The 26,221-nt window shown below is 61.6% G+C and carries 20 protein-coding genes; 14 read left to right on the top strand and 6 right to left on the bottom strand.

The window, feature by feature from the left end:
• Positions 1-11 precede the first annotated feature (11 nt).
• From IRI77_RS32760 to IRI77_RS32775, 4 genes are all read left to right on the top strand, one after another.
• The gene (locus IRI77_RS32760; RefSeq protein ID WP_194449143.1) at positions 12-473 is read left to right on the top strand and encodes a GNAT family N-acetyltransferase; all 462 of its coding nucleotides are present in this window, start codon (positions 12-14) and stop codon (positions 471-473) included.
• A 17-nt stretch (positions 474-490) separates the two neighbouring features.
• Positions 491-1,747, top strand: a complete 1,257-nt coding sequence (locus IRI77_RS32765) for a hypothetical protein (protein WP_194449144.1) — start codon at positions 491-493, stop codon at positions 1,745-1,747.
• Positions 1,748-1,961: 214 nt separating this feature from the next.
• Positions 1,962-2,441: a GNAT family N-acetyltransferase gene (locus IRI77_RS32770; RefSeq protein ID WP_323745266.1), complete on the top strand. Its 480-nt coding sequence runs from the start codon at positions 1,962-1,964 to the stop codon at positions 2,439-2,441.
• 21 nt (positions 2,442-2,462) lie between these two features.
• Positions 2,463-3,248, top strand: coding sequence for a hypothetical protein (locus IRI77_RS32775; RefSeq protein WP_194449146.1), 786 nt, complete (start codon positions 2,463-2,465; stop codon positions 3,246-3,248).
• A gap of 1 nt (position 3,249) precedes the next feature.
• Here IRI77_RS32775 and IRI77_RS32780 read toward each other — a convergent pair whose 3' ends face one another.
• Positions 3,250-4,428: a DUF1624 domain-containing protein gene (locus IRI77_RS32780; RefSeq protein ID WP_194449147.1), complete on the bottom strand. Its 1,179-nt coding sequence runs from the start codon at positions 4,426-4,428 to the stop codon at positions 3,250-3,252.
• Positions 4,429-4,622: 194 nt separating this feature from the next.
• On the opposite strand from IRI77_RS32780, the gene IRI77_RS32785 reads away from it, so the two are divergent.
• The 5 genes from IRI77_RS32785 (at position 4,623) to IRI77_RS32805 (ending at position 12,907) form a co-directional block, all read left to right on the top strand.
• A complete protein-coding gene (locus tag IRI77_RS32785; protein WP_194449148.1) occupies positions 4,623-5,831 on the top strand; it encodes an efflux RND transporter periplasmic adaptor subunit in 1,209 nt (402 codons plus the stop codon).
• Between the two features lie 3 nt (positions 5,832-5,834).
• On the top strand, positions 5,835-7,094 hold the full coding sequence (locus IRI77_RS32790) for an ABC transporter permease (RefSeq protein WP_194449149.1): 1,260 nt from the start codon (positions 5,835-5,837) through the stop codon (positions 7,092-7,094).
• A 3-nt stretch (positions 7,095-7,097) separates the two neighbouring features.
• A complete protein-coding gene (locus IRI77_RS32795) occupies positions 7,098-8,351 on the top strand; it encodes an ABC transporter permease (protein ID WP_194449150.1) in 1,254 nt (417 codons plus the stop codon).
• Between the two features lie 34 nt (positions 8,352-8,385).
• Positions 8,386-9,123 carry a tetratricopeptide repeat protein gene (locus IRI77_RS32800; RefSeq protein ID WP_407674127.1) on the top strand — a complete coding sequence of 246 codons (738 nt, stop codon included), beginning with the start codon at positions 8,386-8,388 and terminating at the stop codon, positions 9,121-9,123.
• A 103-nt stretch (positions 9,124-9,226) separates the two neighbouring features.
• Complete coding sequence (locus IRI77_RS32805) at positions 9,227-12,907, top strand: outer membrane beta-barrel protein (RefSeq protein ID WP_228486445.1); 3,681 nt, start codon at positions 9,227-9,229, stop codon at positions 12,905-12,907.
• Between the two features lie 97 nt (positions 12,908-13,004).
• Here the strand turns inward: IRI77_RS32805 and IRI77_RS32810 are convergent, their stop codons facing one another.
• On the bottom strand, positions 13,005-14,579 hold the full coding sequence (locus IRI77_RS32810) for a CRTAC1 family protein (protein ID WP_228486446.1): 1,575 nt from the start codon (positions 14,577-14,579) through the stop codon (positions 13,005-13,007).
• Positions 14,580-14,687: 108 nt separating this feature from the next.
• Between IRI77_RS32810 and IRI77_RS32815 the strand changes: the two genes are divergently transcribed.
• Entirely contained in the window at positions 14,688-18,341 is a 3,654-nt protein-coding gene (locus tag IRI77_RS32815; protein WP_194449154.1) for an outer membrane beta-barrel protein, read from the top strand.
• Positions 18,342-18,496: 155 nt separating this feature from the next.
• Complete coding sequence (locus IRI77_RS32820) at positions 18,497-18,673, top strand: hypothetical protein (RefSeq protein WP_194449155.1); 177 nt, start codon at positions 18,497-18,499, stop codon at positions 18,671-18,673.
• 5 nt (positions 18,674-18,678) lie between these two features.
• Here IRI77_RS32820 and IRI77_RS32825 read toward each other — a convergent pair whose 3' ends face one another.
• From IRI77_RS32825 to crcB, 3 genes are read right to left on the bottom strand one after another with little or no spacing between them, the layout of a single operon-like run.
• Complete coding sequence (locus IRI77_RS32825; protein ID WP_194449156.1) at positions 18,679-21,159, bottom strand: FG-GAP-like repeat-containing protein; 2,481 nt, start codon at positions 21,157-21,159, stop codon at positions 18,679-18,681.
• Positions 21,156-21,503 (bottom strand): DUF190 domain-containing protein, encoded by a 348-nt coding sequence (locus IRI77_RS32830; protein ID WP_194449157.1) that lies wholly within the window; start codon positions 21,501-21,503, stop codon positions 21,156-21,158. Before IRI77_RS32830 ends, IRI77_RS32825 begins: the two co-directional genes overlap by 4 nt.
• A 6-nt stretch (positions 21,504-21,509) precedes the next feature.
• Entirely contained in the window at positions 21,510-21,896 is a 387-nt protein-coding gene (gene crcB / locus IRI77_RS32835; RefSeq protein ID WP_194449158.1) for a fluoride efflux transporter CrcB, read from the bottom strand.
• Positions 21,897-21,917: 21 nt separating this feature from the next.
• Here crcB and IRI77_RS32840 point away from each other — a divergent pair, with 21 nt between their 5' ends.
• On the top strand, positions 21,918-22,808 hold the full coding sequence (locus IRI77_RS32840; protein WP_194449159.1) for a serine hydrolase: 891 nt from the start codon (positions 21,918-21,920) through the stop codon (positions 22,806-22,808).
• A gap of 114 nt (positions 22,809-22,922) precedes the next feature.
• Complete coding sequence (locus tag IRI77_RS32845; protein WP_194449160.1) at positions 22,923-23,705, top strand: hypothetical protein; 783 nt, start codon at positions 22,923-22,925, stop codon at positions 23,703-23,705.
• Positions 23,706-23,763: 58 nt separating this feature from the next.
• Here IRI77_RS32845 and IRI77_RS32850 read toward each other — a convergent pair whose 3' ends face one another.
• The gene (locus IRI77_RS32850) at positions 23,764-25,080 is read right to left on the bottom strand and encodes a glycoside hydrolase family 27 protein (protein WP_194449161.1); all 1,317 of its coding nucleotides are present in this window, start codon (positions 25,078-25,080) and stop codon (positions 23,764-23,766) included.
• A gap of 173 nt (positions 25,081-25,253) precedes the next feature.
• Between IRI77_RS32850 and IRI77_RS32855 the strand changes: the two genes are divergently transcribed.
• The gene (locus IRI77_RS32855) at positions 25,254-26,210 is read left to right on the top strand and encodes a hypothetical protein (RefSeq protein WP_194449162.1); all 957 of its coding nucleotides are present in this window, start codon (positions 25,254-25,256) and stop codon (positions 26,208-26,210) included.
• Positions 26,211-26,221: the final 11 nt, after the last annotated feature.

The following is a 26,221-nucleotide window of genomic DNA, read 5'->3' on the forward strand; positions in this document are numbered from 1 at the left end:
ATAACGGAAATATGGACCTTCACGTTGCAGAGACAGCGGCCGACTTCGAGATCGCCCGCGAGTTGTTCCGCGAGTACGCCCAAACGCCCGGAGTGTCGGTGTGCGTGGTGGGGTTTGAGGAGGAGTTGTCCTCGCTGGAGACCGCGTATGAGGCAGTGGTACTGGCGGTTCACGAAGGCTCAGCGGTTGGTTGCGGCGCCATGCGTCCGTTGGGCGGCGGCTCGGCGGAGATGAAGAGATTGTATGTGCGGCCGTTCTTCCGGGGTCTGAAGGCGGGCCGGGCGATGGCGGAGTGGTTGATTGAGGCGGCCCGTTCGCGGGGGTACTCGGCTCTGCGGTTGGATACGCTGCCTTCCATGGAGGCTGCCCAATCCCTATACAGGGCACTGGGATTCCAGGTGATTCCGCCCTATTCCCAGGCGAATCCGGCGGAGGCGATCTGCTATGAACTATGGCTGCGGGCGGCCGAGTGAGGGGGGTGGTCGCGTTTGTGGCTCTGGCGAGGCTGGCCGCGGCATCGCCATACTTCGGGGTGCAGGTGGTGGACGACCAGACCGGCCGGGGCGTGCCACTGGTCGAGTTGAAACTGCAAAACGACGTGAAGTATTTCACGGATTCCAACGGCTGGGCCGCGCTGAATGAGCCGTCACTCATGGGCCGCGAGGTGTTCGTCGAGGTGACCAGCGACGGCTATGAGTATCCGGACAAATTGGTCTTCGGCCGGGGGTTGCTGCTGCGGCTGAGTCCCGGCGGGCGGGCCACGGTGAAGATTCGACGGAAGATGCTTGCTGAGCGGTTGTATCGGGTGACCGGAGAAGGCATCTACCGCGACACAGTCCTGCTCGGGCAGAAGGCTCCGATTCGGGCACCGCTGCTGAATGGCCAAGTGCTGGGGCAGGACACGGCTACAACGGCGCTCTACCAGGGCAAGCTCTTCTGGATCTGGGGCGACACCATCGGGCCGGACTTCTGGAACTTCAGCGTGTCCGGCGCCACCAGCGAATTGCCCGGACGGGGCGGACTGGATCCCGGAACCGGTGTGGATCTCCACTATTTTGTGGAGGGTAAGGGACGGTCGAAAGGCATGCTGCGATTGCCGCGGCCGGGGTTGGTGTGGATCGAGGGATTGATCACGGTGAAGGACCCGGCGGGCCGCGAACGGCTGCTGGCAACCTATACTCGCCAGGATGGATTGAAGCCTCCAGACGAGTGCGGCGTGGCTTTGTTCGACGATGCGAAGGCGCAGTTCGAATCCTGGGTCCAGATGCCGTGCAGGAAGAGCCACTACTCCGCGCATCCGTTCCGGCACGACGGGTATTGGTACCTATACCCGTGGCTGCGGGTGAAGGAGGATTGGGCGGCGATTCAGGACCCTGCCCAGTGGGAAGAGCGCAAGGTGCAGCCTCCGCCAAAGGCCACGCGCATTTCCTGTGTGGTGTGGAATGAGTACCGCCGCCGCTGGATCATGCTGCTGGAGAAAACGGGCGTGGTTTCTTACGCCGAAGCCACGGCTCCAGAGGGGCCGTACGGACCGGCGGTGGAGATCCTCCGGCACGAGCACTACAACTTCTACAACGTAGTCGCGCACCCGTACTTCGACCAGGAGGGCGGGAAAGTGATCTATCTGGAGGGGACTTACACCGATTCATTCAGCGACGCCAAACAGAAGACCCCGCGCTACAACTACAACCAGGTGATGTACCGGCTGCGGCTGGACGATCCGAGACTACAAGAGGCGCAACGCTAGCCGCATTGCGCCCCTCCTCCGGCTTGCTTGATCGGAACACAGTCGGCAAACCCGTCTGAAATTGGCTCACCTCCTCCAGGTGAGCCGCCTCCGAGCAGGCCAGGACTTTGCGGATCCGAACGTCCATACAGCCGGTACCGTATCGTGCGGTCAGCGCCGGAATCGTTACATGGCGGCGCGAAAAAAACCAAAGGCGTGGCCTAGACTGGATAGGATGCTGGAAGTTCGCCGTGCGAGCGCCGCCGAGGCGCCGATTCTACTCGACCTGATCCGGGCGCTGGCCGATTACGAGAAACTGGATCCGCCAACACCGGAGGCGCAAGGCCGTCTTGTGCAGGACATCTTCGGCGACAAGCCGCGCCTCGACGCTTTTCTGGCCTTCGTCGATGGGCAACCCGCCGGCTATGCCCTGGTGCTGGAGACCTACTCCAGTTTTCTGGCGCTGCCCACCCTCTATCTGGAAGACATTTTCGTCAAGACAGACTTCCGGGGGCAGGGAGCCGGCGCCGCCCTGTTCCGCGAGATGGTGGCTGAGGCGCACCGGCGGGGTTGCGGCCGGATGGAATGGGTCGTGCTGGACTGGAACCGGCTGGCACAGGATTTCTATGCCAAGTTCGGCGCCAAGCACCTGAACGACTGGATGACCATGCGCCTGGTGCAGGACGATTTCGCACAGATCCTGAAAAAGGATTGAACAGTCTGAAATAATAAGACGGTGCGTCGTACCACCACTCTCTGGATTCTTGCCTTTCTCGTCACTGTGGCCTCCGCCGTCTACCAGCGGATGACCGGGCCCAGTTACCCCGTCCGGGGCAAGGTGAAACTGGCGGGTGCGGAGATCGGGTTCCGGTTGCCCCGATCCCAGGGGGACGGCGACGCCGAAGTCCGTGTACCCGTCGCAGACCCGGCGGTGGAGGGCACACTAGGCTGGAAGCGCTTCAAAACCAACGATGCCTGGACCTACACCAAGTTGAACCGCCAGTCCGGCGACCTTGTGGGGCGCCTGCCGCACCAGCCTCCGGCGGGCAAGTTGATGTACAGGGTAGTGCTCCAGAAGGACATGGAGCGGGTATCGCTACACGGCCAACCGGTGGTGATCCGGTTCAAAGGCGAGGTGCCGCAGGCCGTACTGGTGGTCCACATCTTCTGTATGTTCGTGGGGATGCTGCTCTCGACCCGCGCGGGGCTGGAGTTCTTCCGGCCGGAACCCAAGTACGCCAACCTGATTTTGGCTTCGATTGGGCTTCTGACGGTCGGCGGGCTGATGTTGGGCCCGGTGGTGCAGAAATATGCGTTCGGAGCCTACTGGACCGGGTGGCCGTTCGGCACCGACCTGACGGACAACAAGACGGCGGTGGCCTGGTTGGCGTGGGTGATTGCCTGGCTGAAGACACGCAGAAACCCCAAGGCGGGGGCATGGGCGCTGGGCGCGGCGATTGTCACGCTGGTGGTCTTCGGGATCCCCCACAGCCTGTTCGGCAGTGAACTGAAGTACGACTGATTTAGAACAGACGCAGGAACGATTCCGGCGGACGCGCGGCCTTCATGCGGCGGAACCATCCGCAGGCAGGAAAAAGGAGCGCTACACCGCCGAGCCAGACCGCGTAGAGGACCCAGCGGTCCGGGGCGGCGTCCCGGAAGATCGCCAGCCGCAGCAGGCAGAAGAGCCACAGGTGCGCCAGATAGAAGAACAACGGCGCCTGGCCATAGCCGGTCAGCAGCCGGCGCAGCGGATCCAGCCACGACCCGGCCCTATAAATCAAAGAGAGAAGAGAGAGGTTGATGCCCAGGGTGAGCAGGCAGAAGGCTAGGCTGGGCGGATACTTGATCACCGTGAGAAACGACTGCAGGCTGTTGCCGGTGGGCATCATCAGGTTGCCGAAGCCTCCGCCGTAGCGGATGCCGGCGAAACCCACCAGGTAAGCAAGCCCCATGGGAAGCAGTGCGCGAAGAGCCCGGTTCGTGTCGTTCCGCAGAAGATGGGCAAACCCGACGCCGAGCGCGCAGATTCCAAACCACGGCAGCAGCGGGTACATGGAAGCGACGACGCCAACGGAGCCGGGTACGACGAAGAGGTGCATCACGACACCGGCGGAGCCCTCATTGCCGTGGAGTGTCGGGATGAGGAAATTGGGGGCCATGATGGCAATAAACGCCATGGCCAACCAGGATCGGCGGCTGAGGCCCAGCAAAGGAGCGCTGAGCAGCATCGTCAAGCCGAGAGTCACCAGCACCGTCAGCACGACGATGGGCATCTGATCGCCAGAGATCGGAGCCATGCTGGTGCCGGCCGGACTGAAGCGCTCAGGCAGTAGCCACACCACCATTTCGAAGACGTAGCTGACCAGAATGAGCAACGCGCCGCGGCCCATGAGGTGGCGAGTGACCCGAGTCTCGCTCCAGCCCGCCTCCAGGCGCGAAGCGCGGAAGTAGACGAGTCCGGCGCCCATCAGGAAGAAAAAGCCCGGCGCACAGAGGTGAGTGATCCAGCGCGTGAAGAACCAGCCGGCGTCCTGGTAATGCGGCAGGCCCATGTTCCAGTATTCAAAGGGGTGGACGCGGCTGATGAAGAAGCTGGCGTGATCCAGCGCCATCAGGACCATGATGAGCCCGCGCAGCGTGTCGAGCGCACTCAGCCTCACGGTGGCTGGACGAGGGGTAAAGTTGGACGCACTGCTCATGGTATTTCCTGGGCCTGATCTTAATGCAGTGTACCGATTTGCCGGCGGCCGTGCCTCCTGGCATTCCGTTCCTGCGCGGTCAGATTGGCTATTACGCATTTCCCGGAACATTTGCCCTCATTCAATCGTCTGGATGATTTGAACGAAGCGCCGAAGACAGGGGCGTTTCGTGAATACCGCAGGGAGCAGTCATCATGGCAGGCAATGGTAAGAAGTCGTCGAAGCGCCGCTGGATCTGGGCGTTTGTCATCGTATTGGTTCTAGCTGGAGCGGGCGTGGGGGTCCGGGCGGCCTTGAAGCCGGATAACAAGATCGATCCATCGAAGCTCGCCAGCGTCGATCGCGGCAACATTGCCCGCAGCGTGGTGGCTACCGGCAAGATTGAGCCGCGTTCCACGGTGGAAGTGAAGTCAAAGGCCAGCGGCATCGTGAAGAAGCTGTTTGTCGACTACGGCGAGAACGTGCGGCAAGGCCAGGTGCTGGCTGAACTCGACAAGGAACTGCTGGAAGCCCAGGTGCGCGAGTCCAAGGCGAACCTGCAGGCCGCCCAGGCCGCGGAAGAGGCGGCCATGGCGTCGCTGGAACGCAATAAGGTCGAGGCGGAAGGGCCGGATGTGCCATTCACCAAGGCCGGCATGGACCGTGCCCGGCAGCTCAACAAAGAAGGCCTGATCGCCAAGAATGTGGTGGAAGACGCCGAGAAGCTGTATCAGATGGCCTTGAACAAGCAGAGTTCGGCATTTCGTACGCTGGCCGTCAGCCGGGCCGAGATTGCCAGGGCAAAGGCGCAGGTGGCGCAGGCAACGGCCGTTCTGGAACGGGTCCAGGAGGATCTGCGGAATTCGACCATCACCAGCCCCATCGATGGATTGGTGCTTTCGCGCAACGTGGAAGTGGGCAATGCGGTGAGTTCGATTGTGGTGTTGGGTTCGCAGGCCACGCTGCTGTTCACCCTGGGCGACGTCAGCGACGTGTTTGTGCGCGGGAAAGTGGATCAGGCGGACATCGGCAAAGTCTATATGGGCCAGCCGGCCCGCATCGTGGTGGAGAGCTTCCGCGACAAGAAGTTCGACGGCAAGGTCTACAAGATCGCGCCGCTGGGGGTGGAGAAAGAGAATGTCACGACGTTCGAAGTGCAGGTTTCCATCCACAATCCCGGCAATCAGCTGAAAGCCGCCATGAGCGCCAACGCCGAGATCATCATGGAAGAGAAACCGAATGTGTTGCTGGTGCCGGAAGCGGCGGTGCTTTATGACAAAGACCGCAACGCATCAGTGGAAGTGCCCGACATCGCGGCCGAGAAGGGCCGCAGGAAGCTGCCCGTTAAGCTGGGCATCTCCAACGGTGTCAAGACCGAACTGATTTCCGGCCTGACACAGGGCCAGAAAGTCATCCTCCAGTAGCGAATGACGTTCCGCGATCTCATCTGGGACACGGTTCAAACGCTTCTGGCGCACAAGCTCCGGGCAGGCCTGACGATGTTCGGCCTGCTCTGGGGTGTTGTGTCCATCACATTGATGACGGCCGCGGGCGATGGCCTGCGGGAGGGCCAGCGCCAGGTGTCCGCCCAGTTTGGGGAGGACATCATCATCGTGTTCGGGGGCCGCACCTCTACCCAGGTGGGAGGGGAGCGCGCCGGACGCAAAGTGATGTGGACTATCTACGATCACACGCTGCTGGCTCCGCAGACTCCATCGTGCGAGTTCGTCATCCCGGAACTGACGCGCGGCAATGTGGCGGTGCGTAGCGACTATAACTCCGCCAGCCTGTTGATCAGCGGTTCCCAGCCGCCTTACCAGCGCCTGCGGGCCCTCACCGTGGATGAAGGACGCTTCTTCTCCTGGGAGGACGACAGCAAGGGTCGCCGGGTGGCTTTCATCGGCAGCGACGTCCGGAGGCAGTTGTTCAAAGGCCGCAAGGCACTGGGCGAGAGCCTGACGATCAATGGGATCCCCTACCAGGTCATCGGCGTGATGAAAACCAAGGAGCAGGACTCCAGCTACGATGGCCGCGACATCAACAAGATCTTCATTCCCTACGGCGCGATGGTCAGGGACTTGCCTCAGCCGCCGCCCTTCCCGCCCGGCACGATGGACCAGATGATTGTAAAGGCCTGGTCGCTGAATGTGCACGAGACGTGTGTGGCGGAAGTGCGGCGCGGGTTGGCGCGCATCCACAATTTCGATCCCGAAGACAAGGATGCGGCCGCGATCTGGGACACGGTGGAGCAGTCGCGAGCCTTCGCCACGATGGCCGATGGGATGAAGTATTTCCTGGGGGCCATGGGCGTGGTGACGCTGCTGCTGGGCGGCATCGGCACGATGAACGTGATGCTGGTCTCGGTGCGTGAGCGGACGCGCGAGATCGGCCTCCGCAAAGCCGTCGGCGCGACACGCCGCGAGATCCTGACAATGTTCTTCCTGGAGACGTTCTTCATCGTGTTTCTGAGCGGCGGTCTTGGCCTGGGCTTTGCGCATATGGTCTGCCACTTCGTGAACAAACTGCAGATGCCACCGTACTTTGCCGGCCTCTGGGCCACCTGGCAGGTGGGCGCGGCCTGCGTCGCCTTGCTAGGGATGGTGGCCTTCCTTTCGGCGCTTTACCCGGCGACCAAGGCGGCCAGCATCGATCCGATTGAGGCGCTGCGGTTTGAGGCCGGAGGCTAGAGGATGCTGAAAGAGATCCTGCTGCAGGCCTGGGACGCGCTGCGCCGCAATCCGACACGCAGCTTCCTCACCATGCTGGGCATCGTCTGGGGCATCGCAGCCGTGACTTTGCTGCTCTCTTACGGCTCAGGCTTCCGTGAGGTGATGGTCCGCACGTTCCAGAATTTCTCGAAATCGGCCATGGTCCTGTTTCCGGGGCAGACCAGTGAGAACGCGGGCGGCGAGCGCGCCGGGAAGAGGATCCGGTTTGAGCTCGCAGACCTGGAGGCGGCCAAGGCCGAGTCGCCGCTGATCCGGATGATCTGCGCGGAAACCATCAAGCGGGTGCCGGTGACCTACCAGGACCGGGTGCAGACCGTGCCGGTGCGCGGCGTTTGTCCGGAGTTCGGCGAGATCCGCAGCGAAGTGGCCCTGGACGGCCGCTGGATCAGCAAGGACGACTTTGGGGAACGGCGGCGGGTGATCTTCCTGGGCGACTGGGTGCGCGGCAAGCTGTTTGCCGGGCGTCCGCCCATCGGCGAAACGGTGACGGTGCAGGGCGTGCGGTTCACCGTGATCGGCGTGATGGACAAGAAGATGCAGTTTGGGAACTACTACGGCCCGGACGACCGCTCCGCCTTCATCCCGTATTCGACGGCCGGTGATTTGTGGAATACACGGTATGTCAGCGACGCGGTGATCCAGCCCATCGCGCCGATGTTCGAGGACAAAGCGACAGACCAGTTCCGGGCGGCCATCGCCAAACGGCAGGGATTCAATCCCACCGACAAGCGGGCCATTACCGGCTTCGGCACCTCCAACCTGCGGCCGATCATCGACGGGCTCACCATCGGGTTGCAGGTGCTGCTGGTCTTCATCGGCTTCCTGACGCTGACCATCGGCGGCATCGGGTTGATGAACATCCTGTTGGTGTCGGTGAATGAACGGACCAGGGAGATCGGCTTGCGCCGGGCCCTGGGCGCGAAACGGACCCATATTGCGCTGCAGTTCCTGGCCGAGGCGCTGGTACTGACGATTGGCGGCGGAATCTTCGGCGTGCTGCTGTCGTACGCGGTGGTCTGGACGCTGCCCCCATTGCCGATGTTGGGCGCGCTGTTCGAGGATAAGAGCGGCAAGGGGGACCTGGTGCTGGCGATCCGCCCCGTGACGCTGGCGATCTCGTTCACCGTGCTGATGGTCGTGGGGATTGCGAGTGGCCTGATTCCGGCCATCAGGGCATCCCGCATGGACCCGTCCGACGCGTTGCGGACAGAGTAAACTCGAAGCTCTGGCACTGGTCCTCTTAGCGCTGCTGCTCGCCGTCCCGCCCGCCGATGAGGCTTACAGGCAAGGTGTGGCGTTGCTCGAACAGGGCCGCGCGGCCGAGGCAGCTCCTTTCCTGAAAGAGTCCGCTCGACTGGCTCCAAAGAACGCGCAGTACTGGAAGGCGCTCGGTGTGGCCTTCGCGTCGATGAACGAGTTGCGCGATGCCGTTGAGCCCTTCCGGCAGGCGTGCGCGCTGGATCCCCGGTTGTTGGATGCCTGCTACTACTACGGGCGGAATCTGTATGGAACGGACAAGTACGAGGAAGCCCTGGCGCCACTGGAGAAGGCGCTGGCCGTTGATCCGGTGAAGGGCAGGGCCGAGGCGGCGATCGGGCAGTGCCTGCACGCGCTGGGGCGGAACGAAGCCGCCGAGAAACGGTTCCAGTCGGCCGTGGCACGGCACGATCGAGCGGAGCAGATGGCGCGCCTGGCGTTTGGACAGTTTCTGGTCCGGCAGGGCCGCGCCGCGGAAGCTGTGGACGTCCTGAAGCCGGCGCAACGGCCGGAATCGCACGATGCCAGCTACGAGTTGGGCCTGGCTTACTGCCAGGCGGGGGAGTTGGAAGAGGCGGCCGCGGCACTGCAAGGGGCCGTCCGGTTGAGTCCTCGCAAAGCCGCCACGCGTCTCCTTTTGGCCAAGGTTTACCGCCGCCTGGGACGCGTTTCCGAGGCCGAAAGCGAAGAATTGGCAGCGGTTACAATCGGGCTTCCCGAGCAGCAGTAGCGCTCTCCTGCAAGGCCTTGCAATAGGCTAGGTTGTTGATTCTTCGATACTTTACAAAATTAACAAGTATTCATCAAAAGATGCTATCTGTCGATGCTTCCCTATGATAGGATGCTGCCCAGGAGAACTGGCCCTGTCCGCCGGTTCCGTCCACGAAGATCACAGGGGGTCCCAATTGAGACACTACATCTGCAAGCTAGCTGTGTGCCTCCAAGTGGTTGCCTGCGCGCTGTTAGCCCAGGAATTTCGAGCAACCATTTCCGGCCACGTTCTAGATGCTAGTGGTGGCGCCGTACCGAATGCGAAGGTGCAGGCCACTAATCTGAGTACGAATGAAACAAACATCGCGACAACGGATTCGTCAGGTACCTACACGATTCCACTGCTGCGGCCCGGCGAGTACAAAGTGACGGTCACGGCAGCGGGATTCAAACAGTACAATCGCGAACACATCACCCTGCAAGTCGGGCAGAGTGCCGGCGTCGAGATCTCTCTCGAGGTGGGCGCCGTCACGGAATCGATCAATGTGACGGGCGAAGCCGCACTGCTGGAGACGCAAACAGCTTCGCGCAGCGGCATTGTGAATACGCAGCAGGTTTCCGAGCTTCCGCTGAACGCCCGCAACCCGTTCATGCTGGGCACGATGATGCCCGGCGTGACCTTCCGTGGCGCGGCCATCTGGCAGCGGCCGTTCGACAATGGCGCCATCGCCGAATGGTCAGTGAATGGCGGCCGCCAGTCGAACAACGAGTTCATGATGGACGGCGCTCCGAACAACGGCCAGGCCGGCAACAACAACATCGCCTACGTCCCCATCGTCGACGCGGTACAGGAGTTCAACGTACAGATGAACTCCTACGACGCGCAGTATGGGCACACGGGCGGCGGCGTGTTCAACGTCGTCCTGAAGTCGGGCGGCAACGACTTCCACGCCACCGGGTGGGAGTTCCTACGCCGCAAGTGGCTGGACGCGAACACGTTCCAGGGCAACGCTGTGGGAGCGAAGCGTGCCGACCACCTGCTGGACCAGTATGGCTTCCAGTTGGAAGGGCCGGTCTATATTCCGAAGCTCCTCACCAAGCAGTCCAAGACGAAGCTCTTCTACCTGGGCAGCTTTGAAAACTACCGGGAGAACACGCCCAATCCGCTCACGAACTCATACCCGGAGCAGGAGATGCGGAATGGCGACTTCTCCAAGCTGAAGAACGCCGCGGGCAACCCCATTACGATCTACGATCCCCTGAACTATACGCTGGATGCCAACAGCAACCCGGTGCGTACGCCGTTCGCGGGCAACATCATCCCGTCGAACCGAATCAATCCCGTGGCCAAGGCCGTTACCGGCTACATGCCGCTGCCCAATACGCCCACCCGAGCCGGCTTCGCCTACTCGACCAACAACCACCTGTTGCCGAACTACGTGAACCACGACAAGTTTTACAACTTGATCCTGAAGTTCGATTTCAATTTCGGCGACAAGAACCGCGCGTTCTTCCGGCACGCCTCCAACGACCGCACAGAGGACCGCGCCGTGAATGGGCTCGACAACGTACCCGGCACCGACGGACAGCAGCCGTTCCAGCGCATCAACGATGCCTACGTAGCCGACTGGGTGAGCACCATTACTCCGACGCTCATCCTGAATGTGAGAGGGTCTTACAGCCGGTTCATCGAAACCGGCCGTGGGCAGGCGAATTCGAGCTTCGATATCACGAAGCTGGGCGTTCCCGCGTCGCTGGTGAGCCAACTGCCTGGTCCTTACTACTTCGGACGCTGGCAGATGGACGGCTACTCGGCGCTGGGCCGTGGCCAGGGCATCAACATCACCAACAACTACAACCTGGCCGCCAACATCACCAAGATTGCCGGCAGCCACACGTTGAAGGCGGGCATCGACATCCGCCGCATCCACTACCTGCAGCAGAACAGCGGCGACATCTTCAAAATGGATTCGCGCCGCGATTGGACACAGCAGGTTTGGAACCAGGGCGATGCGGTCTCCGGTGACTCGTACGCCAGCTTCCTGCTGGGCCTGCCGAACACGAATGGGACGACCGATCGTTCGTCGTTGAACTACCCGCTCTACCCCTTCAACCGGCAGTGGTACGTTTCGCCCTACCTGCAGGACGATTGGAAGGTCTCGCGCAAACTCACCGTGAACCTCGGTTTGCGTTGGGATTTCAACCAGGCTCCGGACGAGAAGTGGAACCGCATGAATCGCGGGTTCGATCCCAAGGTCGCCAGCCCGCTGCGCTCGATGTTCCCGGCGGAGACGCTGGCGCAGTTCCCCGGCCTGGCCAATCTCTCTGGCGGCTTTAACTTCGCCGGAGTCGGCGGGCAGCCCACCATCGCCTCAAAGAATGTCTGGACCAACTGGCAGCCCCGCATCGGCGCGGCCTATCAGTTGAACGACAAGCTGGTGATGCGCGGCGGCTACGGTCTGTACTTCCTCAATCCGAACAACAACTACCTGCAGTTCGCGGGCTTCTCGGCCTTCACGCCGCTGGTCAATTCCAACGACGGCGGCCGTACGCCCATCCCGAACGTGTTGAGCAACCCCTATCCCGCCGGCATCACTCGTCCTTCGGGCTCCTCTCTCGGCGCGCTGACGTTTGTGGGCCGCAACAACAACTGGTTTGACCCGACGTTTACGACGCCCAAGGTCCACCAGTTCTCATTCGGGTTCCAGCAGCAGGTTGGGCAGACGGCCACCCTGGAGCTTACCTACGTGGGCAGCCGGACGAGCGGTGCAAACGGCGAGAAGGAATACAATATCCCCTCGCTCGCGTTCCGCAAGACCTGCAACCTGCAGGAAGGCGGCAGCCCCATCTTCTGCAACGAGCAGTTGGCCAATCCGTTCAAAGGACTGGCCCCATTCCTGGGCACCAACTATTACACGGCGAACACCATCAGCCGCTTTAACCTGGCGCGGCCCTTCCCCCAGTTTGACGGAACGCTACTGCAGCAAGGCCGCAACGACTCCAACATCTGGTACAACTCGGCCCAGGTCACCTACAGCCAGCGTGTGGGCCGCGACCTGATCATCAACACCAACTACACCTTCAGCAAGATGGTGGAGCGGTGGGGTTATCAGGACCCGTATGCCGACCGCATGCAACAGGGCCTGTACTTCAACGACCGCCCGCACTGGTTTAAGTTCACGGCGGTGTATGAAATGCCCTTCGGGCAAGGCAAGAAGTTCGGCGCCGGCACCACAGGGCTGGCGAAGAAGCTGATCTCCGGGTGGCAGGCGACCACGTTCTACAACAACTCCAGCGGCGAGCCGACTGATCTGCCGGGCAACACCATCCAGCTGAAGGATCCGCGCACTCCGGGCGGGGGCTGGGATGGCAAGACCGACTGGAAGGCGAATCAGGTTCGCGCCTGGAATCCCTGCGTGCTGCGCCAGCAGGACAACGGGACCATCGCTCCGCAACCCTACTCGCTGGCGAAGGGCTGCGGCAACGATTTCAGCAACTATGCCTGGCTGCAGGTGGCGAACTTTGCCCCGGCGCGGTACGCGCCAAATCGCTCGGGTCAGGTTCGCAAGCACCATGCCTTCACCCTGGATGCCTCCATCAGCAAGATGACCAATGTCACCGAGCGATTCAGGGTCCAGTTCCGCGCCGAAGCGTTCAATCTCTTCAATCACAATTACTTCGGCCGCGAAACGTTCACCACGGACCCGAACAATGCCAACTTCGGCACCATATTCCCGTCCACGGCGACGAATCAGAATATCTTCCCGCGCCAGATCCAGCTGGGTATCAAAGCCTTCTGGTAAACAGCGGCGAAGTACGGGATTAAGAGCTTCTGGTTGGGGCAGACCCCCTGCAACTGCCAGACTGAACGGCGGCGCGAAAGCGTCGCCGTTCCCCGTTCTAGGGCTGTTTTATGGCGTGGATGCGGTCTGAATCCAGGTTGGAGAGCGATTGCTTCATCCCGCCTGGCCACGTGATCTCCACCGATTCCACCTTGATGGACTTGCCCAATCCGAACCGCACTGTCTTCTCGCTGGAACTGAGATAGCCGACCGCGGTCGTGACGTGGTTGTATTGGGCGCGATCGCCGGCCACGATCTTCAGCACCGCTCCGATCGCGTCCCGATTGCTACTCGTGCCGGTGAGTTGGAAGGCAATCCAGTGATGTGCGGGATCCATCGTATTCTTGAGGATCGACGGTGGGCCGTTCAGTTTGGAGACAACGGCATCCACCCGGCCATCGCCGTCCAGGTCGCCGAAGGCGGCTCCGCGGTGCTGGGCTGCGGACCCGAAGGCGATAGCATCAAACGTCATATTGCCCCGGTTCAGCAGGAGCTGATTCTGCTGTTTAGATGCGCGGTCGGAGAACAACTCCGTATTGTCCTGCACATCGCCGGCGGCTACGAAGATGTCCTTCCAGCCATCGTTGTTGAAGTCGTAGATCCCCGTGCTCCACCCGCTGAACGCCAGGGTAGCCGCACCGATCCGGCTGCGGTAAGTCACGTCCTGGAAGAGGCCGTTGCCCAGGTTCCGGAACAAAGGGAAGGTCTCATTGGCGAGGGCGGTGAGGAAGAGGTCGGGACGGCCGTCGTTGTCGATGTCGCGAAAATCGGCACCCATGGACGAGACCACTTTGCCGTCGTCCATGATGGCTATGCCCGAGGCCATGCCGACTTCCGTGAACCGTCCGCCCCCCTCGTTGCGGTAGAGCAGGTTCGGCGTGGTGTCGTTCAGTACGGCAATGTCGAGGCGGCCGTCGCCGTTGTAGTCGGCGAAGGCAACGGCCATGCCCTTGCCGAGTCTTGCCCCAATGCCGGAGCTGCCGGAGACGTCGGTGAAGGTCCCGTTGCCCTTGTTGTGCAGGAGCGTGTTGGGTAAACCGCGGTAGCTTTTGGGGTGGCAGTAGGTGCGGAAGCCTGCCTTGGCATCGCCGCAGAATGGCTCAGTGGCGGGGTCCCAATGGCAGTAATTCACGATGAACAGGTCGAGAAACCCGTCATTGTCGTAGTCGAGCCAGCCGGCTGAGATCGGCCAGCCTGTGGCGGGGATGCCGGCTTTGGCCGTGACGTCCTCGAAAGTGCCATCACCGCGGTTGCGGTAGAGCCGGCTGAAACCGACGCTCGTGACCAGAAGGTCAGTGTGGCCGTCGTTGTCGAAATCACCGGCCGCCGCTCCCATGCCGTAACCTTCGCCGGAGAGTCCGGCCTTGAGTGTTACGTCCTCAAACCGGAAGTTACCCAGGTTTCGGTAGAGCCTGTTGAACCACTGCGGTGCTGATTTTTTCAGCGAAGGTTGCGGGGCCCCGTTCACCAGGAAAATGTCGAGTTTCCCATCACCGTCATAGTCGAGTAGGGCGACCCCACCTGGCACCGTTTCGATCTGATGTTTCTCTGGAGTGGCTGCATTGTTGAGGCGGAAGGGGAGTTCCTGGGCAACGGGCAGGAACGGGGCCTGCGGCTGGGCGCCAAGTGCCAAGCAAGCGATTGCAACGGTACTCCAAATCCTCATGGTCTTGTGATATTATCGCCGCGATCGTCGGCCCTGTCCGCCGGCGTGCCCGATGGCAAATTGCAGGGGGTCTGCATGAAACGAAGAGTCGCGACAGCGATCGCACTCTTGTGTCTGGCCGCGGTGTGCGCGCCAGCGCAGGAATTCCGCGCCACCATCTCGGGTCACATCTTTGATGCGAGTGGTGGCGCCGTGCCGAGCGCCAAAATCCAAGCCGTGAATACGGCTACCAACGAAACCAATACCGCCACGACGGATACTTCGGGCAGCTACACCGTGCCCTTCCTCCGTCCTGGCGTGTATAAAATCACCGTCACCGCAGCGGGATTCAAACAGTCGGTGAAGGACGACGTGACGCTCCAGGTGGCGAGAGTCCTGGCCGTCGACTTCAATCTGGAAGTCGGCGCGGTGACCGAGTCGGTGGAAGTTTCCGCCGACGCGCTCACCCTGGAAACCCAGACCGCTTCCCGCTCGGGTGTCGTCACCACGCAGCAGGTGGCGGAGATGCCGCTCAACGCGCGCAATCCGTTCATGCTGGGGACGATGATGCCTGGCGTCACGTTCCGCGGGGCGGCCATCTGGCAGCGTCCGTTCGACAACGGCGCGATCGCGCAGTGGTCGGTGAACGGCAGCCGCGACTCGTCCACCGAGTTCATGATGGACGGCGCGTCCAATGGCGGCCAGATGGGCAGCAACAATATCGCCTATGTGCCGGTGGTCGACGCCGTGCAGGAGTTCACGATGCAGATGAACCTGTACAACGCCGAGTATGGGCGTACGGGCGGCGGCATCATGAACGTCGTGTTGAAGAGCGGTACGAATACATTCCACGCCACCGGCTGGGAGTATATGCGCCGCACCCAACTCGACGCCAATACGTTCCAGAACAACGCGATTCCCGCATCGGCCACCAATCCGGCGGGCGGTGCGCCCCGGCCCAACCACTACCTCGACCAATACGGGTTCCAGGTAGAAGGTCCGGTTTACCTGCCCAAGCTACTGCCGAAGGATGGCCGGGTCAAGCTGTTCTACCTGGGCACTTTTGAGAACTATCGCGAAGGCACGCCGAATCCGCTGTTCGTCTCGTGGCCCACGACCGATATGCGCAACGGCGACTTTTCAAAGCTGACCAATGCCAGCAATCAGGCGATCACGCTGTACAACCCTTACGACGCCACTCTGGATGCCAGCGGCAACCCGGTTCGCAAGCCGTTCGCCAATAACCAGATCCCGGCCAGCATGATCAGCCCCATCGCGAAGGCGGTGACGGCGTATATGCCTCTACCGAATCAGCCGACCGCTGCCGGCAACCGCTACGGCACGCTCAATACCTACTATCCCGGCTACTTCGACGCGGACAAGTTCTACAACCTGATCCTCAAGTTCGACTGGAACTTTGGCGACAAGCACCGGGCCTTCTTCCGCCATGCGTCCAACGACCGCACGGAAGATCGCGCCTCGAATGGTATCGATAACGCTCCGGGTACGGATGGACAACAGCCGTTCCAGCGCATCAACGATGCCTACGTCGCCGACTGGGTGGGCACCATCACGCCCACCTTCGTGCTGAATGCGCGCGCGTCCTACAACCGCTTCATTGAGAAGGGCTTCGGCCGCGCGAACGAAGGCTTCGATGTTTCGAAGTTCGGGCTGCCCACCTCGCTCATCTCGCAGCTGCCGTCGCCGATTTACTTCGGCCGCTGGAACTTCTACAACGGCAACACGGGGACAACGGGCATCTACAATTCCCTGGGCCGCGGCCAGAGCAACAACTTCAGCAATACCTACCAGTTGTCGTTCAACGCCACGAAGATTGCCGGCAAGCACACGATGAAAGCCGGTTTGGACATCCGCCAGATCAACTACCTGCAGCAAAACACCGGCGACATCCTGCAGTTCAATGCGTATTCCGGCTACACCCAGAAGAGCTGGAACCAGGCCGATTCCACCAGCGGCGATCCGTATGCCACGTTCCTGCTGGGCATCCCCGAAGGGAACTCCAACTACCCGCTGTTCCCGTGGTGGAAGCAGATCTACGCCGCGCCCTACTTCCAGGATGACTGGAAGATCACGCGCACCCTCACGCTGAACCTCGGCCTCCGCATCGACTTCAATCAGCCGGCTCACGAGAAGTGGAACCGGATGAATGGAGCGTTCGATCCGAAGGCAAAGAGTTCCATCGCGGGTCAGCTGTCGCCGGCCAGCCTGGCGCAGTATCCGCAACTTGCCAACCTGTCGGGCAGCTTCACCTTTGCTGGTGTGGGCGGCATCCCGAGCACCCCGGCCAACTTGAACAAGAAGAACTGGCAGCCCCGCATCGGGTTCGCTTACGAGATGAATCCGCGACTGGTGATGCGCGGCGGTGTTGGTTTGTATTACTCGAACCCCACCAACGACTACTTCCAGAGCGCCGGTTTCTTCAACACCAACTACATGGTGACGGCAGGCGATTCCCCGGCGCTGCAGCAGCCGGGCCGCATTCCGTACAGCAACGTGCTGGCCAATCCCTACCCGGATGGCATCATCGCGCCCACCGGTTCTTCCGCCGGATCCCTGACTTTCGCCGGCAAGAACAACAGCTGGTTCGACTCGGGTTTCCAGACGCCTCGCGTCTGGTCGTTCTCGTTCGGCTTCCAGTATCAGACTTCGAGGAACTCCAACTTTGAAATCACCTACGTCGGAAGCCGCAGCCAGAACCTCAACATGCAGAAGCTGTACAACATCCCCAGCCTGGACTTCCGCAAGCAGTGCAACATCCAGGAGGGCGGCAGCCCTGGCTATTGCGATGCGAATGTGACCAATCCTTTCAAAGGAATCTCGGCCTTCAAGGGCACTCCGTTCTACCTGAACGACACGATCTCCCGCTTCCAGTTGAACCGGCCGTTCCCGCAGTTTAACGGCGACCTCACCCAGTTGGGCCGCAACGACTCCAACATCTGGTACAACTCCGTGCAGCTCACTTACAACCTGCGTCTGCGCGGTGGCCTCAGCCTGATGACGAACTACAACTTCTCGAAGGAAGTGGAGAAGTGGGGCTTCAACGATCCCTACCGCGACGTCTATCAGCAGGGCATCTACCTCAACGACCGTCCGCACGTGTTCAAGTTCACCACCATCTACGAACTGCCCTTCGGCCAAGGCAAGAAGTGGGGTTCGGGCGCCAGTGGGTTCACCAAGAAGCTGATCTCCGGCTGGCAGGCGACCACGTTCTACACCAACCAGTCCGGCGAACCGGCCGATCTGCCCGGCAATGTGATCCAACTGAAGGATCCGCGGACGCCTGGCGGCGGTTGGGATGGCACGACCGATTGGAAGGCCTACCAGCCTCGCGCATGGAACCCCTGCGTGCTGCGTCAGTTCAATGACGGCAGCGTCGCTCCGGCGTCGTTCAGCCTGGCGCGCGGTTGCGGCACCGACACAAGTAATTACGCCTGGCTCCAGACCGCCAGCTATGCTCCGCGGTATACGCCCTCCCGGTCCGGACAGATCCGGCGCCATCACGCCTTCTCGGCTGACGCGTCGGTGACCAAAATGACCAACATTACGGAACGGCTGCGCGCCCAGTTCGGGTTTGAGGCCTTCAACCTCCTCAATCACAACTTCTATGGACGCGACCAGTTCGTCACCGATCCGACCAATCCGCTGTTCGGGACCATCACACCGGCCACGGTGTCGACGCAGAACTTCCTGCCCCGCCAGATCCAGATCCGCATGAAGCTGATGTGGTAGCAGCGGATCGCAGTTAGGAAACAGGGGGCGGTCCCAACCGGGCCGCCCCCTTTCTCATGTTGGGCCCGTCTTTCTAGTACGATCAACGCGATGTTTTCCCTCGCACTGGCACTTCTTGTGACCCCCGCCGACTATGGACTCGAACGGCTGAGGCAGTGGCTGCCGCCTATCGTTACCAGTACTCCCCCACCCCGAGTATCCCGGCCTCGTTCATCGTTCCTCGTTGGGATCTGATGTTCTTCGTCGAAGCGGTCGACAACCAGGGCAATGGCCGCAACTTCCCGGACTTCGACGTGGAGGCTCCCTACGTGATCGTTCCGGTCCGGCGCTGATCCGGCTACCGGACCTTGCTCCAGTTCTCGTCGCCTTCCTTCAGGGCGATGGCCTGGTTCGCCGCCACGCCGCTGAACTTCTGCACCAGGCCGCTGGGCCAGCGGATCTCCAGCGAATCGATTGTCTGGTGCTTGGCCAGGCCGAGATGCACCCGGTACGGCTCCGTGGAGCCGAAACCTGAACTGCCCTTCACCTCGCGGTAGACTGTGAAGCCGCCTGCCTTGGCCGTCACCTGGGCGCCCACCGCGAACCGGTTGCTCTTTACACCCGTCAGGTCGATCTGCAGCCAGTTGTTCTGGTTGCCTCTCAGGTTTCGGTAGAACGCATTGTTGGCCCAGTCGCCTGGGTAATGTCCACCGAGTTGGGCATACAGATCAAGATCACCGTCTTCATCGATGTCGATGAACGCTACGCCGTGGCCCTTGTTGCCGGGCCGCGCGAAGCCCACATAGTTCGTCAGGTCTGAGAACGTGCCGTCGCAGTTGTTGTGGAAGAACCGGTTGGGCTCCAGCCGGCTCATCTGCGGATCGCCGGTGCCGAAGTAGAAATCGATGCAGCCGTCGTTATCCAGGTCGCCGACCCCGGCGCCCATTGTGCCCATCGGGAAATACAGTTTCGCCTCCCAGGTCACGTCGGTGAATGTGCCGTTGCCGTTGTTGCGGAACAGGCGGTTGGAGTCGGGATGCACGGCCTTTAGGTTCGCCGGCCGGTAGCCCTGCTTCAGTCCTTCCACTGTCGAATTCCAATCGGCCAGGCTGGTTGTCAGAATGTCGGGCCAGCCGTCGTTGTTGTAGTCGACAAAGAAGCAGACAAAGCCGTTGTGGGAGGGCTGAACGACGCCTGCCTGTTCGGCCACGTTGGTGAAGTGCAGATTGCCGTCGTTGTGGTAGAGCCGGTTCGGCGCAGGTTCCAGGCCATTGATCAGGATGTCCAGCTTGCCGTCTTTGTCGTAATCACCCAACGCGACGCCGATGGCTCCGTAGATGGGAGGCTCGTCCAGCCCGGCTGCTTTCGTGATGTTCGTGAACGTACCGTTTCCGTTGTTGTGGTAGATCTGCGGAACGCTGCCGTCCTTCAATACACCATTGGCGATCACCAGGTCCAGGAACCCATCGTTGTCCAGGTCGCCCCACAGCGAGATGAAGCCGTCACCCGGATCGTCGGCGCCGCTCTGCTTCGACACATCCACGAACTTGCCGCCGACGTTGTGGAACAGCTTGTTGCGCAGCGGTCCGCTCCAGCCGTTCAGGGAAATGTACAGATCCAACTTGCCGTCGTTGTCGTAGTCGATCAGATTCAGGCTGTAGCCGGAAGGGACTTTGGCCAGGCCGACCTCTTCCGTTACTTCGTGGAACTTGCCGCCGTCGTTGTGATAGACCCCGATGAAGTTGCCGCTGCCGGCCAAAAAGACATCCAGCTTTCCGTCGCCGTCGTAGTCGCCCCAGCCTACCGTGCCATTGCCGTCCTTGCGATCCAGCCCCAACTCCGGCGCCATATTCTCGAACGCGAGCAACGGCGGATTCGCGGGATCCACCTTCACCTCCGTCGCCGGGAAGATGACGTTCTGCGGCAGAGGCGGCAGGCCGCCCTTCAGCTGCTTCAGCGAGATCCAGAACAGCCATTGATCCACTGAGTTCATGCGCCACTGCAGCGTCTGGTAAAACTGGCTAGCCGCGTCCACATACTGCCCCTGGCGATAGAGGTTGGCGCCGACCTCGCGCAGAATCTCCGCCGTCTTGTCAGCCGACTTCGACCGGGCGGCCGCCTGCGCAAAGTACTTGTTCGACTCCTGGAAGTTGCCGCGTTTGGAGAGCGTGCTGGCCATCATGAAGAGTGCCGCGGCCTCTTCATCGCTATACGGCATGGTGCTGTCGATGACCCGCTCCAGCAGTTCGACCGACCGGTCGATGCCGATCATGGGGTCGTGCGGGACGCGATGCCCTCCCTCCTGGACGAAACGAACCTCTCCGCTCATCCACTCGGAGAGGCTCAATAGATATCCGTTCGCGTTCGGCTCCAGCTTCGCGATCTTCGACGCGAGTTCAAAGGCGAGGTTGGGATCGTAATACAGCAGTTCCGAGCGCGCATGCAGGATCGCCTTGGCGCGCAGGGCGGGGATGTGATCGGGATTCTTCTTGATCGCCCCATTCAGCGACTCCATCGCCAGGCCCAGTGCGATCCGGCGCTTGGTCAGGTCACGTTCCCGGTAGTAGTCCAACAGGTGCGAGCGCGCGATCTGGTACCAGATCTCCGCATCCTCCGGAGCCGCCTTTAACAGATCATTCAGTTCGACGCGCGCCTCCGCGGTCTTGCCTTCCCGCAGCAGCAGCAGGGCCTTGCGCAAGGCCGAGGGCCGCTCCGGCAGTGCCGGCCCGCGATCGTGCTGCATCTGGTTGTGCGGCTCTTCCAGAGGAGTCTGCCCGGACGCCAGGGCGGTGACTGCCAACAACAGCGTAACGACGCTCCAGCATCCGGCAAGCCTCATGACACCTTTCCATACCGCAGCACTTTTACGCCCTCCCACGTCACCAGCACGCTGGACGAACTAGCCGTCACCATCCCATCGAGAACCGGCAGAAACGCCTCGATCTTCTCTTTCGAATCGACGATTTCCACCAGAAAGGGCATATCTTCGCTTAAACGCTCCAGCTTGGCCGTGTGCAGGCGGCTCGATTGCCCGAAGCCCATGGGCCCGCGTAGTACCGTCGCCCCCGCGAGCTGCAACTCCCGCGCCTTCAGGACAATCGCCTCATACAACGGCCGGTGCCCGCAGCGATCGTTTTCCCCGAGGAAGATCCGCAGTTGGACCGCATCTTCTGGAATATTCATGACAGCTCACCTCTGATTCAACCCGGCCGCCAACTGGTTCCCCAGCCAGACGCCCAGCAGGCACAGCGCCACCGAACCCAGGACGTTCACCGTCGCCAGCCCCCATTGCCGATCCTGCATCAGGCGCAAGGTCTCCAGGCTGAAGGAAGAGAACGTCGTGAATCCGCCGCAAATGCCCGTCATCACGAACAACCGCGTATTCTGCGCCACCAACAGGCGGCCCTGCGGCCCCGTCAGCGCGGCGAAGAACCCGATGAACATCGAGCCGCTGATATTGATCAGCATCGTGCCCAGTGGGAAAGTGTCCGGCCCGAAGCGAGCCACCATTCCCGAAACCCAGTAGCGGAGCATACCACCCAGGCCGGCTCCGACGGCGATCCATATGTAACTCACGTCATTAGCTATCCTACGACCGTGAAGCTTCTCGCCGCCTGCTATCTTCTATGCCTGACCGTGGCCGCCCAGACCGAGCCTCCGGCCCTGCTCGAAAAGAAGACCCTCTCCAAGCTGGAGACCATCGACGCCGCGTTCGACGGTGTCCTTGGCGTCACCGCCATCGACCTGAAGTCCGGCCGCACGTTCTCACTCCACGGCGACCTGCTCACCACTCAGGCGAGCCTGATCAAGATCCCGATCCTTGTTACCGCATTCCATGCAATCCAGGCGGGCGCCCTTAGCCTCGACCGCAAGTACACGATGACTTCGAAGGATGCGGTCGGAGGCAGCGGCACACTCGACGCCCGCCTCGCCCAGGGACCCGTGGAACTTACCCTGATGGACCTGCTGACACTGATGATCCGCGACTCTGACAACACGGCCACCAACCGCGTCATTTCGCTGGTCACCATCCAGCGCGTGAATGCGCTCATGCTGCAGTTGGGCCTGCCGAACACCCGTCTGCGCCGCATCATGATGGACGCCGAGTCCGCCCGCAAGGACGCCGAGAATACCTCCACTCCGCTGGAGATGGCCCGCCTGGTCGAACTGATCTATCGCAACAAGGTGGCCACCCCCGCTGCCTGCGCCCAGATGGTCGACTTGCTGAAGCTGGTCAAGGCCGACTTCCGCGCGGCCCTGCCCTCGTCGGTTGCTATTGCGTCGAAGGTCGGCGAAGTGCCCGGAGTCCACACCGAAGCCGGCATCGTCTATCTGGAGGGCCGGCCCTACATCCTCAGTGTCATGGCTTCCCTGGCTGCCGGCGCCGCGAACCCAATTCGCGACGTGGCTGAAGTGGTGCACGCGCACTTTGTGAGGCTGGCCAACAGCAATCGCTACGGCCATCGCGTCTCCGATCCGCTCTTCTAGCCGGCTCATCCACTCATCGAAAAAACCTGATCCGGAATCCCTCCACTCTGCGCGTCTTTGATTGTCGGCGCAACCCGATCCGGTTGCGCCAATCGCCTTGGAGGTATGCCGCTCATGTTTACGTCAGCGTTCCGGCGCAGGGGCTTCGCGCCCGCGCTTGCCCTGTCTCTATCTCTCCTGTCGCTCAGTCAGGAACTCGTCGCCCAGGCCGCCGAAGCCGTGCTGCAGGACGGCACTCCTGTGCGGCTCCGCCTCTCCCGCAATCTTTCTTCCGCCGATGCGAAGGAAGGAGAAACTGTCGATTTCGAAGTGCTCGAAGAGGTGCGCCTGGGGGATTCGGTCGTCATCCAGAAAGGCGCCGTCGCGCTCGCCACCGTGACCCTCGCCACCGCCAGGCGCAACATGGGACGAGGCGGCAAGCTCGACGTGAATATCGATCATGTGCGGCTGGTGAATGGGGAAAAGGCAGCCCTCCGCTCGATCAAACAGGCGCAGGGTGGAGGCAATACCGGCAAGATGACCGGCGCCGTCGTCGCCACCTCTATCGTGTTCTTCCCCGCCGCCCCGCTCTTCCTCTTCGTCAAGGGCAAGGACGTCACCATCCCGAAGGGTACGGAAATCACAGCGTACGTGAACGGCGACTTCCGCTTCAATGCGCCGGCCACACTCATGGCGAAGGCAATGCCGGCCCCCGCGCCAGCCGTTCCCGCGGGTCCAGCACTGACCAACAGCAATGTTCTTGAGTTGAAGAAGGCCGGACTCTCCGACGATCTCATCGTCGCCAAGATCCGCGCGTCCCGCGGCGACTACCGCCTGGACACCGACGATCTCATCGCGTTGAAGAAGGCGGGGCTCCCTGACGCCGCCATCCGCGCGATGCTCGAAGCCGCACGCTGACAAGGCCGCGGCCTCTCCGCTCCGGCGGGGGCAACCGCCTCCGCCGGGTCAATCCAAGTCACTTCACAGGGGTAATCCGGTACAGTCCCGACGAATGCGGAGTCAATGAAAACGTCTGTCCTTCGCTCACCCGCCCCGTATCCGCCTTCTTCCACAGATCCCTCACCACGCAGGTGCCGCTGAGTCCGATCTCCGCCCAATCCACCCGCACATCCACCGTGGGCCCTTCGCCCGCATGGAACACCGCCAGGAACTTCGACCGTCCGTCCGGCGCATCCGACATCCAGGCGATCGCCTCGCCCTTGCGGAACAGCTCGCGCGGCCGCGAGCCCTTCTGATTCACGGCCAGCACCTCATCGTTCGTGATCAGCGCCAGCGTCGCCGGATCGTTGCTGGGCAGGTCTCCGCCGAACATCAGCGGCGACCGCGCAATCGCCCACAGGCTCATCAGGGTCTGCTGCTCCGCCGGTGTAAACCTCGACCGCCGGTCGTCTCCGCGCTCTGCCCGGATACCGATTCGCCCCAGCGGTAGCATGTCGCCGTCCGGCCACGAATTCTCCTTGCTGTAGCCGCTCCAGGGAGCCATCAGGTCAAAGTTCTTCTTCAGGTCCACCCAGCGGTCCCAAAAGTCGTCCGACACTCGCCACATCTGCGCGTGCGCCGCGTAGAAGGCAGCCTGCTTTACGTCCGCCGGACCCGGGGAAAGGCTCAGCACCATCGGCCGTCCGCTCTTCCTGATCGCTTTGTCGAGAGCATCGATCTCGCCGGCATGCAGCGGCCGGGCCATATCATCGGCCTTGATGAAATCCACGCCCCACTCCACATACAGCTTCACGATCGAGTCGTAGTAAGCCTGCCCGCCTTCTTTCGTTACATCCACCCCGTACATGTCCGTATTCCACTGGCAGATCGAGCTCTTGTCCGCCACGTCTTCCGCCTTCCAGCGCGTCCCCTGGATGGGCGTATTGCCCCGCACCGCCTGCCGCGGAATCCCTCGCATGATGTGGATGCCGAACTTCAGCCCCAGTTTATGAATCGCGTCCGCCAGCGGCTTGAACCCCTGCCCGTCGCCCGCGGACGGGAAGCGGTTCTCCGCCGGCAGAAGCCGCCCGAAGCCGTCCATATTCAACTCGGCATTGGCGCGGTATCCGTGCGCCTTCGCCTGCCCGTCCGACCACTGGATATCTACCACGATGTACTTCCAGCCGTGCTGCGCCATGTGCCTCGCCATGTACTCCGCATTGGCCTTCACTTCGTCCTCGGTCACAGTGGTGCCATAGCTGTCCCAACTGTTCCAACCCATCGGGGGCGCCGGTGCCTGGGCGCTCAATAGCGCTGCAACGCAGAGCAGTACCAGTAGTTTGATCGCTGACATGCAACGAGCATATCGCCATAGGCGATTCACCGCACTCTTTGGACTTTTTTACCGGCACTGGAAAGAACGACTGACCCGCCTCCCTCAGTTAACACCCCTGTCACGTAACATTTTCATGGAGTTACGTTTGGCTATAGGATTGCCGCTCTGTTTGGATAAGGACTTAAAGAACCATGGACTCGAAGGACACCAAGTACGAGATCAACGACCAGAAGCCTGGGAAACAACCCGAGTGGCGGCAGTGGCTCCTGCCGGCAGCCGTCGCGGTACTTCTTGGGACCACTGTATGGAGCATGCTCGCTCTCACGAACGAACGCGACCATACCGCTCAGCTACTGAAAGGCAACCAGGAACTGAGCGCCAGCGTCAGCACGATCCAGGGTCAGATGCAGTCCATGGCGGATCGCATTTACGCTCTCAACAACAAGTTGCAGACCGTCGAACAGTCTGCTCAGCCCAAACCGGCTGAACCCGATGCCGGCACCGCCGCCGCACCGGCCGTCCCCAAACCCCGCAAGCGCGCCGCCGTCCGCACCGGACCCCCAAAGCCCGTCATTGCGAACGACCCTCGCGTCGACCAACTCCAGGCCCGCCTGACTGACCAGCAGCGCGAACTCGAGAACGCAAAGGCCCAGATCGAAGGCGCCCGTACCGACATCGCCGGTACCCGCTCCGACTTGGGCAAAACGCGCGAGGATCTCGAAGGCCGGCTGAACGCCACTCGGGACGATCTCGGCAACACCATCGCCCGCAATCACGACGAAGTGGTGGAACTTCAGAAGCGCGGCCAGCGCAACTACTATGAGTTCCAGATCACCAAGGCCAAGACCTTCCAGAAGGTGGGTCCGCTCAGCCTGTCGCTACGCAAGGCGAACAACAAGAAGAACTCGTTCGACCTCACGATGCTGGTGGACGACCGCCAACTTCAGAAGAGGAACATCAACATGTACGAGCCCGTTATGATCAGCCTGCCGGATCACATCCAGCCTGTCGAACTCGTCATCAATCAGGTGACCAAGGATCAGATCAAGGGCTATCTCAGCGAGCCGAAATACCGCAAGTCCGAAATGGCGTCCAGCGACGGACCCTCGTCGCCGAAGGCTCCCGCTCTTCAGCAACGGCCGCAATAGCTCTTCTCCGT

Origin of the sequence: Paludibaculum fermentans, assembly GCF_015277775.1 — a bacterium.
In the GTDB taxonomy this organism is placed as follows: Bacteria; Acidobacteriota; Terriglobia; order Bryobacterales; family Bryobacteraceae; genus Paludibaculum; species Paludibaculum fermentans.